A 12,687-nucleotide genomic window follows, 5' to 3' on the forward strand; every position below is an offset into this window, starting at 1 on the left:
TCAGAAGCATTCCTGCGACGCATGCAGGCCGTTGATGACGCTGATGCAGTCGCGTCGCGCCGTCGGCGCCGCAGCGCGCACCTGCTGCACCCGTGGCCGTGGTGGCATACGCACGACGAGTGGCGGCGCGGGCGGCACTGGCATTGGCAGCAGGTTCTGCTTGGTCGCGCCGGCAGTGGCCGCGGCAGCCGGATCGACCTGGTTGCGCAGCGCCAGCGACAGCGAACCGACACTGCGCGCCAGGTCCAGCATTTCGGCCTGCTGGGGCGTGACCTCGAGCGTGACGGCGTTGACGACCTTGGGCTTGGTCCCGTCGCGGCTGACTTCCTGCGCCACCGCCAGCACGAGGATCCGTTCCAGCACAATCTTCGAGATGCTCTGCGCCCGTGCCTGTGCGGCGGCCGGGTCAAGCATCGTTTCGGTGCTGACGATGATGTCGACGAAGTTGCCGGGCAAGGCGAAACCGGCCACGCCGATCACGTCATTGACGCGCACCGTGATCGCGCGCTTGCCTTCGGTGATCAGGGCCGACAGCCCGCCGAGCGTGCCCACCGGCGCCAGCTTGGCTTCGCTGACCGGCTCGCCCGTCAGCAGGCTGCTTTTCAGGACCCGCCCACCCAGCGGCTGGGGATCGGTGAACGCGCCCTTGGGCACGCTGGCAGTCGGCCAGTCGACAATCAGGAACATCTCGGGAGCGAGACGCTGGCCGATGTCCACATCGCTCTTCGCGACGACGATCCGGCCCGCGCTGGGGACCGGCGCATTGAGCAGCCAGCGTGCGGCCAGCGCCACGGCGAGCAGGCCGAGCACCACCGCCAGCGCCATCACGATCATGGCTCGCTTGTTTTTCATGCTGCCTCTCCTTCGTCCGGCGCCGCACCGCCGCACCATGGGGTCAGCGGCATGGCGGCCGCACCAAACAGGCTGCTCCAGGCCCGGATCAGGCCATCGATATCGCAGCGCGGCGCATGCCCGGCGAAGCTGGCAAAATCGGCGATCCGACCGAGCAGCTCATGCGGATAGGCCGCCAGCAGCGGACGACGCGTGCGGCGGTGCAGTTCATCGATCAGGAACGCAAGCGCAGCGTCATCGAGGTCGATCCGGCGCAAGCGCGCCTGGCGCCGCAGCAGCGCGCGGTAATTGGGTTCCGACAGCGGTCCGAGCGGGATCCGGTAACCGATGCGGCGCAGACAGGCGTCGTCGAGCACCGACTCGGGTGTCAGGCTGGTGGCGATCACCAGGCAGACATCGAACGGCAGCGCATGACTGGGACCGCCGGGCACCGTGACGTGGTCCTGGCCGGCCTCCAGCGCACCGAGCCAGCGATGCAGCAGTTCGCCCGGGGCCACGCGCTGGCGGCCCAGGTCGTCCACCACCAGCAAGCCGTTGTTGGCCAGGATGTGGGGCGGCGCGCGCAGCACACCGCTGGCCAAGTCGCTGCGCAGTTCGAGCATGTCGCGCGCCAGTTCGGCGCCCACGTGCACCAGTGGCCGCTGGCTCAGCGCCCAGCGTGCATCGACACTGCGGCGCTCTTCCAGGCCGCGCATGTGCAGCGGCACCGGATGCAGGGCCGGATCGTGCAGCTGCACAACCTCGTGATTGACCAGCACCGCGTAAGGCACGGCAATCGGATCCTGGCGCAGGCGTGCGAGCTTGCGCGCCAGTGTCGTCTTGCCGCAGCCGGACGGGCCATACAGTAACAGCGGGCGGCCCGAATGCAGCGCCGCGCCGATCAGTTCGCGCACGCCCGGCGCCAGGCCGTCGCCGTCGAGCACCGCTTCCAGTTCGGAGGGCGTGACGCGCGCGGCATCCGGCTGGCGCTGCGACTGGCGCGCCACCACGGCGCGCCAGGCCGCCAGGGTGACCGGGGCCGGACCGACATAGCGCGATTCGGCCAGGTGCTCAGCCGCCGCACGCTGGCCGATGGCCGTCAGCTGGTAGTGCACATCGAGGTCGGTATCGCCCGAATAGGCGACTTCAGCCTGTTGCGCGCCGACCATGCCCTGCAACACTTCACGCAGCACGCTGACCGACAAGCGCAGGCGGCCGGTGAGCTTGGACAACGGCGTCTTGCCGCCGGCATGCAGCGTCTTGATCACCAGGGCGGTCACCAGGCGCACATCGAGCCCGGTATCGCGCACGGTACGCGGCTGGCGCGGCAGCACGGCCGCCACGTCGCCGTCCGCATCGATGCCTGCCGGTGACACGGCAAATGCCGCATCCGGCCCAATCCACGCGGCGGCCGATAACACGTCGATCATGACGCCTCCTGCTGCTGAAGTTGATCTCAGGAAAATCTAAATTGATTCTATCGAGCATTTTTTGTGAGCATTTGATGCCTCACAAGCGGGGTGCCCGGTCGTCAACCAAGGGGGGTTGGGCCGTAGCGTCCGACCAGATGCACGATCGTCCCGGCCGCGATTGCAACACCGTACGGAATCGATCCGGCGCTGCGATATCCGTCGACCCCGGGCGTGAACCCGCGCGGCAGACGCAGCAGCATGGGCCGCAGCATGGCCCACAGATTGGACATGGCCAGGCGCAGCCGTCCATTGACAATGATGATCACGAGCGCCATGACCCCGCCCACGCACCAGGCCACGATCACGATGTGCAGTGCGTCGCCCGCACCGGTAAAGGCGCCGACGGTGGCCATCATCTTGACGTCGCCGGCCGCCATGCCGCGCAGAAGATAAAATGGCAGGAGCACCGCCAGGCCCAGGGAAAAACCACCCAGTGCCGCCAGCAGTGCGTCGAGCGGATGTGGCGAGAGCAGGTGCAGCACCAGCGCGCCCGACAGTCCCGCTAACAGCAACCGGTTCGGAATACGCCGGCTTTCCAGATCCTTGATGGCCGCCACCGTTACCAGCAGCAGTAGCAACGTGTCGAGGTAAGGTGCGACATCCATGATCGATCCCAGAAAAAATGCCCCCCGGGGCCGTACTGCAACCCTGGGGGGCCGTGGATTACGGAGCAGCAGCTACCGGGACAGCCGTGTTGAGGCTGTCGCGAATTTGCTCGAACACCCGTTTGATACCATCACCGACCTCGTCAGCCACCGTGGCCATTGCGACGCCGATGAGGGCGGCGATCAGGCCATACTCGATGGCAGTGACACCGTTCTCGTCTGCAATAAAGGCTTTGATGGCGGAGGTAATCGTGCTCATGACAAAACTCCTTGTGGTAGTTAAGAAATACTGGCTGCGACCGGGCCCGATCGCCATTGCCGTGTTACGTTGTGCCAGTAGATCGACTATAGGATTAGTGCCGTACGGCAATTTGACGATGCGCAGTTTTTCCACATGGAAATATTCGCGTTTGAGGAAAAACAAGGCTGCCCAGTTGGTGCACAATGCCTGGCCAAAGCGGGATAAAAATCGTCAAGAATAGTTGCCGCTAGTACAAAAAAGCATTATGCTGCTTTGCTTGACCGCTGAAAAATGCGGCACATTTGGCCCGACAGCGCGTTACGCAGCGCCACTTGCAGGGTCTTCTTTTTAGCACTTGGTTGGTCTGATAACGACGACATGGATTCCCTGCTGCAACACATGGTGGATATGACCGGCCACCGCGATCACGCCATGCTGGATATCTCCGTCATCTCGGCGGTCCAGGAGTTGTCGGGCGCAAGCCAAACCCGGGTGTTGGGCATTTCCACGGTCGGCGGCCAGCTTTTCGTGCGCTCGCGCGCCTGCATCCGTGCCGGCGGCGCGGCCTGTCAGGAAGAACCGCAAGACAGCGGCCCGGGCGAGTCGATCGCCAACTACCCCGAACTCGAAGCGTGCCTGCGCCAGCGCGCCGCGCGCGCCGAAGGCCAGGGTGACGACGGCTCGCGCCGCCTGTGGTTGCCGATCTGGTTTGGCGAGCGGGCCAACACCTGCCTCGAGATCGCGCACGACAGCCCGTTCACGCCAGAGGCGCTGTACATGGTCAACGGCATCGTCAGTGTGTACCGCAACTTCCAGAATCTGCTCGACTACAGCGAACGCGATTCGCTCACCGGCCTGCTCAACCGCAAGACCTTCGACGACCAGCTGGCGCGCATGCTGCACGCGGCCGACGTCGAAGCCGTCACGCCCGGCCTGGCCGAGCGGCGCGGCCAGCAGGGGCAGCTCGGGACCGAACAACAGTGGCTGGCCGTGATCGATGTCGACCACTTCAAGACCGTCAACGACCGCTTCGGCCACCTGTACGGCGACGAGGTCCTGATCCTGATCGCCAACCTGCTGCAGTCGTCATTCCGCACGCAGGACCGGGTATTTCGTTTCGGCGGCGAAGAGTTCGTGGTGCTGCTGCGCTCGACGACGCTGGAGAACGCGCGCCGCATCATCGAGCGCTTTCGCCTCGACGTCGAGAGCCACCACTTCCCGCAGGTGGGGCAAGTCACGGTCAGCGTCGGCTTTACCAGCGTCAGCGCGGCCGATTCGCCGGTCGTCACGCTCGGCCAAGCCGACCAGGCGCTGTATTTCGCCAAGGCCCACGGCCGCAACCGCGTCTGCTACTACAAAGAGCTGGTCGAGGGCGGCCTGCTGCAGACCGTCACCACGAACGACACCGCCGAATTCTTCTGAGTGGCGTTGCGCCCTCAGGCCAGCTGCATGAAGCGCAGCGGTTCGACCTGCCATTTTTCGGCCGTTTCGTGACGCACGATCCGGTCGCCGCCGCCAAAGCCGAGCGCCCGTGACAAATCGACGGTCTCCGGCTTGATATAGCGCTGCTGCCTGGTGTGGAAGAAGACGTTGACCTTCGGCGTGAGCAGGCTCGTTTCGTGCGGCTCGACCACCACGCCCAGGCGCCCCGATTCCAGCAGCACCAGCGTGCCGACCGGGTAGATCCCTACGCAGCGCATGAATTCCTGGGCCAGCGCGGGATCGAAGTGAAATTTGCTCCACTCGTAGATCTTGCGCAGCGCTTCGGCCGCCGGCATGCCCTTGTGATAGCAGCGCTCCGACGTGATCGCGTCGTACACGTCAACGATGGCCGCCATCTGTGCCAGTTCGCTGATCCCGCCCTCGGCCTGGCGGTCGGGATAACCGCTGCCATCGCGCCGCTCGTGGTGGTGCAGCGTGATGTCGAGCGGGATGGCGCCGATGCCGGGCGTGCGCAGCAGGATGTCGTGGCCATCGCGCGGATGGCGCTTGACGATCTCGAACTCGGCATCGGTCAGGCGCCCGGCCTTGTTGAGGATCGCGTCCGGCACCAGCGCCTTGCCGGTATCGTGCAGCAGGCCGCCGATGCCGGCCTGGTAGATGCGCTCTTCGTCCATATTGCGCGAGCGGCAGAACGCCACCAGCAGCGCGCATACGCTCACCGAATGCAGGAACGTGTAATCGTCCTTGTTCTTGATTTGCAAAAGGCCCAGCAAGGCGCCCGCATTGCGCAGGATCGATTCAGTGATGTTCTGCACCACCGGACTGACCTCGTCGAGTTCGATGGCCTTGCCCAGGCGCGCGTCCTGCATCACCGTGCGCACCAGGCTCACCGCCTGGCGCCGCACATTGGCGGCGCGCTGCATCTCTTCGCCCACCGACACCCGTACCGGGCTGTTGACGGTCGCCGCCAGCGCGGTCACTTCGGCCTCGGTGGCCGCCTGCGCCTGGGCCAGCGTCGGCGCGTCGACGTCCATGCCGCGGCTGCAATCGATCACGACGCCGTGGATGCCCGCGTCGAGGATTTTTTGTATTTCAGTGTCGCAGGTCAGCAGGAACTGACTGCGCACGAAAGGGTGCTCCATCCAGCCACAATCGAGATCGTGGATGAACATGCCGACCTTGAGCTGTGATGCATCCACTTTTTTCAACATCTGACGCCTCTTTCGATCACTGAATGCCAGCGCAGTGCGCCGTTATGCATCCAGTATAACCAACAGATTTCTATTAATCACTTATTGTTAATTTAAGGATATTTTGATCGCCACACCCGCCCTGCTTTCTACTTGACGTTAACGTTAACGTCAGATACCGTACCAGCACTCCTCGTCCTCACGCCTACAAGGACTGCTACCCATGAACGACCCTACCCCTGCCGCCAACCTGGCCGCCCCCGTCACCCCGCAACTGGCCAACAAGGTGCGCTTCGTCACTGCCGCCTCGCTGTTCGACGGCCATGATGCGTCGATCAATATCATGCGGCGCATCCTGCAATCGAACGGCGCCGAAGTGATCCACCTGGGTCATAACCGCTCGGTCGACGACGTCGTCACGGCGGCGCTGGCCGAGGATGCGCAGGGCATCGCCATCTCGAGCTACCAGGGCGGCCATGTCGAATACTTCAAGTACATGATCGACCTGCTGCGCGAGCGCGGCGGCGCACACATCAAGGTGTTCGGCGGCGGCGGCGGCGTGATCGTCGCGCGCGAGATCGACGAGTTGCACGCGTACGGCGTCACCCGCATCTTCAGCCCCGAAGACGGCCAGCGCCTGGGCCTGGTCGGCATGATCCACGCCATGCTGCAAGCCTGCGACATCGACCTCTCGCCGTACGCCCCGACCACGCTGGCGGCGCTGCAGCAGGGCGAACTGGCCGCGCGCCACCGCCCGCTGGCGCAACTGATCACGGCCCTTGAAAACGACAAGGTCGACCCCGCGCTGCGCGCGCAGATCCTGGCACACGCCGCGCCCTTGCGCGTGCCGACGCTGGGCATCACCGGCACCGGCGGCGCCGGCAAATCCTCACTCACCGATGAACTGATCCGGCGCATTCGCCTTGATCAGGGCGACCGCCTGAACATCGCCGTGATCTCGATCGACCCGTCGCGCCGCAAATCGGGCGGTGCGCTGCTGGGCGACCGCATCCGCATGAACGCGATCAACCCGTGGAACGGACAGACCCGCATCTTCATGCGCTCGCTGGCCACGCGCGACGCCGGCTCGGAAATCTCGCAGGCCCTGCCCGACGTGATCGCCGCCTGCAAGGTCACCGGGTTCGATCTCGTGATTGTCGAGACGTCCGGCATCGGCCAGGGCGACGCCGCCATCGTGCCGCATGTCGACACGTCGATGTACGTGATGACGCCGGAATTCGGCGCCGCCTCGCAGCTCGAAAAAATCGATATGCTCGATTTCGCCGACTTCATCGCCATCAACAAGTTCGACCGCAAGGGCGCGCTCGACGCGCTGCGCGACGTGGCCAAGCAGTACCAGAGAAACCGCGAACTGTGGAGCCAGAGTCCGGACCAGATGCCGGTGTTCGGCACCCAGGCATCGCGCTTCAACGACGATGGCGTGACCGCCCTGTACCACGGCCTGCTGCCCAGGCTCGCGGCACTCGGCCTGCCGATCGACGCGAGCAGCCTGCCCTCGCCCGCGTTACGCTACTCGAGCGGCAAGAACGTGATCGTACCGCCGGCACGCAGCCGCTACCTGGCCGAGATCGCCGACACGGTGCGCGGCTACCACCGCCACGTGGCGCGCCAGGTCAAGCTCGCGCGCGAGCGCCAGCAACTGGGTGAATCGAAACGCATGCTACTGGCGGCCGGGCAAGGCGCGGCGACGGGCGACGCACTCGATGGCTTGATTGCAGAGCGTGACAACGCGCTGGATGGCGCGGCCAAGCTATTGGTTGCGGGCTGGCCCGCGCTGCAGGCCGCGTATGCCGGCGACGACTACGTTACCCAGGTGCGCGACAAGGAAATCCGCACGCGCCTCGTGACCAGGACCCTGTCGGGCAATCCGATCCGCAAGGTGGCGCTGCCACGCTTTGAAGACCACGGCGAGATCCTGCGCTTTTTGATGCTCGAGAACGTGCCGGGCGCGTTTCCGTTCACGGCCGGCGTGTTCCCGTTCAAGCGCGAAGGCGAAGATCCAACCCGCATGTTCGCCGGAGAGGGCGACGCGTTTCGCACGAATAAACGGTTCAAGCTCGTGTCGACCGGGATGGACGCCAAGCGCCTGTCGACCGCGTTCGACTCGGTCACGCTGTACGGCGCCGACCCCGCGCTGCGGCCCGACATCTACGGCAAGGTCGGCAACTCGGGCGTGTCGATCGCCACGCTGGACGACATGAAGGTGCTGTACGACGGCTTCGACTTGTGCAGCCCGTCGACGTCGGTGTCGATGACGATCAACGGCCCGGCGCCGACCATCCTTGCGATGTTCATGAACACGGCGATCGACCAGCAGATCGACAAGTTCGCGCACGAAAACGGCCGCCAGCCGACGCCGGACGAAACCGAAAAAATCCGCGCCTGGGTACTCACCAGCGTGCGCGGCACGGTGCAGGCCGACATCCTGAAGGAAGACCAGGGCCAGAACACCTGCATCTTCTCGACCGAGTTTTCGCTGAAGGTCATGGGCGACATCCAGGAATATTTCGTGCGTCACGGCGTGCGCAATTTTTACTCGGTGTCGATCTCGGGGTACCACATCGCCGAGGCGGGCGCCAATCCGATCTCGCAACTGGCCTTTACGCTGTCGAACGGTTTTACCTTCGTCGAAGCCTACCTGGCACGCGGGATGCACATCGACGACTTCGCACCGAACCTGTCGTTCTTCTTCTCGAACGGCATGGACCCGGAATACACGGTGCTGGGCCGCGTCGCGCGGCGCCTGTGGGCGGTGGCCATGCGCGAGCGCTACGGCGCCAACGACCGCTCGCAAAAACTCAAGTACCACATCCAGACGTCGGGCCGTTCGCTGCACGCGCAAGAGATCGACTTCAACGACATCCGCACCACGCTGCAGGCCCTGATCGCGATCTACGACAACTGCAACTCGTTGCACACCAATGCCTACGACGAAGCGATCACCACGCCGACCGACGAATCGGTGCGGCGCGCGCTGGCCATCCAGCTGATCATCAACCGTGAATGGGGCCTGGCCAAGAACGAGAATCCGAACCAGGGCGCGTTCATCATCGACGAACTGACCGACCTGGTCGAAGAGCAGGTGCTGCAGGAATTCGAGCGCATCGCCGAACGCGGCGGCGTGCTGGGCGCGATGGAAACCGGCTACCAGCGCGGCAAGATCCAGGAAGAGTCGATGCTGTACGAGCATCAGAAGCACGATGGCACGCTGCCGATCATCGGCGTCAATACCTTCCGCAACCCGAAGGGCTCGGGCGCGCCGGCCACGATCGAACTGGCGCGCTCGACCGACGATGAAAAGCAGTCGCAATTGCAGCGCCTGGATGCCTTCCACGCGCACCACGCCGACGCCGCGCCGGCCGCCCTGGCCGCGCTGCGCCAGGCGGCGATCGACAACCAGAACGTGTTCGCGCACCTGATGGACGCCGTACGCGTATGCTCGCTGGGGCAGATCACGACGGCGCTGTTCGAGGTGGGCGGGCAGTATCGGCGCAATATGTAGTCTGCGCACGGGCAACCCGGCCTAGAATGGGTCCGTCACCACGATGGAGCCGTCCATGCCGATCCACCCCGTACAACTGGCCGCCCTGATGCGCGAAGTCGAACAGGAAGACCCGATCGACTTCGCCGACCTGCCCTTCCCCGAGGACGAACTGCGCGACCTCGTCGCCAACCACCTGTGCGAGATGGCGGCGGCGATGGAAAACTTCAGCCAGGAAGATCGCCTGATGACGCTGCTTGCCGTGTCGGCCAAGCTGGTGCTGGAGAACCTCGTGCTGCACGTGCAGCTGCTACGGCGGCATGGAATACCAGTCAGCGACGACGTCGAGACCCTGTTGACCCGCTTGCGCAAGCCATCCTAGCCCAATGTCTCGTGCCGCATGCCGGCAAACCGATTTATTTCCTTTAGTCAACATTTTGTGCCGGATTTCCCCACACAATTTACAACTGCGATGTGTGATTTTCGATAAGTAATGATAAGAAGGAACTGATCGCAACCTCATGGGTTATGATTATTATTCGGGAAACTACGCTTGCATCCCAAACATATTGCGAGCTTCATCAGAAGGAAACACAATGTCGGGTAATCTTACCAAGAAGCAACTTGCTGTTGCTGCGATCGCTGGAACGATTTTGTTCGGCGCGGGAATCAGTGGTTGCAGTCGCACCCAGACAGCGGAAGAGCTACTGGTCGAAGCACAGCAATATGAACAAAAGGGCGACCGCAAGGCGGCCTTGATCCAGCTGAAGAATGCTGTTGAAAAAAACCCGGAAAACGCCCAGGTGCGCCTGCGTCTTGGCACGTTGCAGCTCGAAATGGGTGATGCGCCATCGGCCGAAAAAGAACTGCGCAGGGCGGCAAGTCTCAATCTGCCAGCCGCCACCATTGCGCCCTTGCTCGCGCAAAGCTTGCTCGCGCAAGGCAAGTTCGAACCGCTGTTGAACGACATCAGCGCCGATCAAGCCAAAGGATCGGCCATCTTGCTGGCGCGTCGCGGTGACGCGTTCTTGGCGCTCAACAAGCGCGACGAGGCGCGTGCATCGTACCAGGCTGGTCTTGCCGTCGACGCCAATTCCGGCGATGCGCTCGGCGGGCTGGCGCGGATCGCCCTGCTCGGTAACGACACTGCAACTGCCGAGGGCATTCTCGACGATGCAGCCGTGCGTGCCCCGAAGAATACCGACATCTGGATGATGAAGGCGGCGATACTGCGCAGCCAGGCGAAAAGCCAGGAAGCCCTGGCTGCCTATGACAAGGTATTGACGATCGATCCGACGCACCGCAGTGCGAACCTGGAGAAGGTCTTCGTCCATGTCGGCCTGAAAGATACGGCCGCGGCCAAGGTCGATCTCGAAGCAGCGCGCAAGAATGGCGCCAATTCACTGAACCTGACCTACGCGCAGGCACTGCTGCAATTTAACGGCGGCGAATACCCAGCGGCGAAAGAGTCGCTGCAAAAGATCTTGAAGGTTGCACCGGATCATCCGCCCAGCATGCTGCTGGCGGGCGCCGTTGAACTCAATCTGAACAACCTGCGTCAATCCGAACAGCATTTGCGGCGTTATCTGGAAGGCAATTCAGACAATCTGTATGCGCGCAAGTTGCTTGCGCAAGGGCTACTCAAGCAGAAGGAATCGGCCGCCGCCGTTGCGGCATTGGAACCTGCGCTCAAAACCGGTTCCGACGACGGTCAATTGCTGGCGCTGGCCGGTCAGGCCTATCTGCAGACACGCGACTATGCCAAAGCCACGCCTTACCTCGAGAAGGCAAGCGCGCTGGCGCCGGAGGCCGCTGGCGTACGCACTGCGCTTGGCATGTCGCGCCTCGGCCAGGGCAATGCGGCCGGCGGTATCGGCGAGCTGGAGCAGGCCGCACGTCTGGATCCGTCCTCGATCGAGGCTGGCGCTGCCCTGGTGCAGGCGCAACTCGGCATTGGCAAAACGGAGCGCGCCCTGGCGGCGATGGCAGCGCTCGAGAAAGCCCAGCCGGGCAGCGCTGTCGTACAGAACATCAAAGGTGATGTCGCGCTGCGTAGCAACGATCGCAAACTGGCCCGCGCCAGCTTCGAAAAAGCCATTGCGCTAGATGCCGCCTATTTCCCGGCAATTACCAATCTGGCCCAGATGGATGTTGCCGAAAAGAACTTTAGCGGCGCCAAGAAGCGCTTTGAAGCCGTCCTGGCCCGCGATGACAAGAATGTCGACGCCATGAATGCCATGGCCGCGCTCGGCAAGCTGCAAAACGATCCTGCAGAAACAGGAAAATGGCTGGAGATGGCGCAGACCAAGAACCCCGACGCGCTGCGGCCAGCCCTCAATCTTGGCGGGCATTACTTGAGCTCGAAGCAGCCGGAAAAAGCCGTCGCGTTGCTGCGCAAGACCTTGGTGACGCATCCAACCGATGTGCAGGTCATCGATTTGCTGGGCCAGGCACAGCTTGCTACTAAAGATTTCCCGGGCGCCCTCGAAAGTTTCAGCAAGCTTGCCGCAGCGGATCCCAAGTCGCCGATGCCGCAGATGCGACTGGCAGCGGTGCGGATGCAGATGAAGAACGAACCGGCTGCGGCGGAAGCGCTCAAACGCGCGCTGACAATCAGTCCGAACTTCCTCCCGGCACTGGCTGGTCAGATGGAAATGGCGCTGCGCGCAGGCAAGCCAGATGACGCGCTGGCCATCGCGCGCCGGGTCCAGGCCGACAGTCCCAAGGCGCCTAACGGCTACGTGCTCGAAGGCGACATGATGCTGGCGACGAAAAACGTGCCCGGCGCCTTGGCTGCTTACGACAAGGCATTTGCCATTACTAATTCGCCAGCACTGCTGGTGAAGATTTCGCAGGTGCTGGCGCAGAATGGCCGCGCGCCCGATGGCGCTGCGCGACTCGAAAAATTCCATGCAGCCTATCCGGGCAACGACATGATTGCCATGCTCGTGGCGGACAACCACTTGGCGAAGCGCCAATTCAAGCCTGCGATCGCCAGCTTGGAAGCGGCGCTGAAGGTCAGGAAAGAGGATCCCGCTGCGCTCAACAACCTGGCGTGGGCGTACCAACAAGAAAAAGATCCACGCGCCTTGCCGACGGCAGAGCAGGCTTACAAGCTCGCAGGACAGAACGCCGCCATCATGGACACGCTAGGCTGGATTCTGGTCGAACGCGGCGATACCGCGCGCGGAATCGACTTGCTGCGCAAAGCAGTCGCTACAGCACCGGAAGCTTCTGACATGCGCTATCACCTTGCCGCCGCGCTGGCCAAGTCCGGCGACAAGGCCGGGGCACGCAAGGAGGCTGAACAGTTAGTGGCAAGTGGCAAGCCATTCCCAGCCCTCGAAGATACCAAAGCACTGTTAAAACAACTGTAAGTTCTTCAACGGCCGCCTGAGGGCGG

At 63.5% G+C, this 12,687-nt stretch carries 9 protein-coding genes; 4 read left to right on the forward strand and 5 right to left on the reverse strand.

Annotated features, from left to right (window positions below):
* The 4 genes from cpaB to AB2N08_RS12775 form a co-directional block, all read right to left on the reverse strand.
* The gene (cpaB, locus tag AB2N08_RS12760) at positions 1-852 is read right to left on the reverse strand and encodes a Flp pilus assembly protein CpaB (RefSeq protein ID WP_367611022.1); all 852 of its coding nucleotides are present in this window, start codon (positions 850-852) and stop codon (positions 1-3) included.
* The gene (locus AB2N08_RS12765; RefSeq protein ID WP_367611023.1) at positions 849-2,261 is read right to left on the reverse strand and encodes an ATP-binding protein; all 1,413 of its coding nucleotides are present in this window, start codon (positions 2,259-2,261) and stop codon (positions 849-851) included. Before AB2N08_RS12765 ends, cpaB begins: the two co-directional genes overlap by 4 nt.
* 101 nt (positions 2,262-2,362) lie before the next feature.
* Positions 2,363-2,908 (reverse strand): A24 family peptidase, encoded by a 546-nt coding sequence (locus tag AB2N08_RS12770; protein WP_367611024.1) that lies wholly within the window; start codon positions 2,906-2,908, stop codon positions 2,363-2,365.
* A 58-nt stretch (positions 2,909-2,966) separates the two neighbouring features.
* Positions 2,967-3,167: a Flp family type IVb pilin gene (locus AB2N08_RS12775; RefSeq protein WP_367611025.1), complete on the reverse strand. Its 201-nt coding sequence runs from the start codon at positions 3,165-3,167 to the stop codon at positions 2,967-2,969.
* A 360-nt stretch (positions 3,168-3,527) separates the two neighbouring features.
* Here AB2N08_RS12775 and AB2N08_RS12780 point away from each other — a divergent pair, with 360 nt between their 5' ends.
* Positions 3,528-4,571: a GGDEF domain-containing protein gene (locus AB2N08_RS12780; protein WP_367611026.1), complete on the forward strand. Its 1,044-nt coding sequence runs from the start codon at positions 3,528-3,530 to the stop codon at positions 4,569-4,571.
* A 14-nt stretch (positions 4,572-4,585) separates the two neighbouring features.
* Here AB2N08_RS12780 and AB2N08_RS12785 read toward each other — a convergent pair whose 3' ends face one another.
* Positions 4,586-5,803, reverse strand: coding sequence for an HD-GYP domain-containing protein (locus tag AB2N08_RS12785; protein WP_367611027.1), 1,218 nt, complete (start codon positions 5,801-5,803; stop codon positions 4,586-4,588).
* 202 nt (positions 5,804-6,005) lie between these two features.
* Between AB2N08_RS12785 and icmF the strand changes: the two genes are divergently transcribed.
* The 3 genes from icmF to prsT all read left to right on the forward strand — a co-directional run bounded on the left by icmF (position 6,006) and on the right by prsT (position 12,661).
* Entirely contained in the window at positions 6,006-9,305 is a 3,300-nt protein-coding gene (gene icmF / locus AB2N08_RS12790) for a fused isobutyryl-CoA mutase/GTPase IcmF (RefSeq protein WP_367611028.1), read from the forward strand.
* 55 nt (positions 9,306-9,360) lie between these two features.
* The gene (locus AB2N08_RS12795; RefSeq protein WP_367611029.1) at positions 9,361-9,666 is read left to right on the forward strand and encodes a hypothetical protein; all 306 of its coding nucleotides are present in this window, start codon (positions 9,361-9,363) and stop codon (positions 9,664-9,666) included.
* Positions 9,667-9,880: 214 nt separating this feature from the next.
* Positions 9,881-12,661 carry an XrtA/PEP-CTERM system TPR-repeat protein PrsT gene (gene prsT / locus AB2N08_RS12800; protein WP_367611030.1) on the forward strand — a complete coding sequence of 927 codons (2,781 nt, stop codon included), beginning with the start codon at positions 9,881-9,883 and terminating at the stop codon, positions 12,659-12,661.
* The last annotated feature ends 26 nt before the right edge of the window (positions 12,662-12,687 follow it).

The sequence above is a fragment of the Massilia aurea genome, assembly GCF_040790145.1.
Classification (GTDB): domain Bacteria; phylum Pseudomonadota; class Gammaproteobacteria; order Burkholderiales; family Burkholderiaceae_D; genus Telluria; species Telluria aurea_C.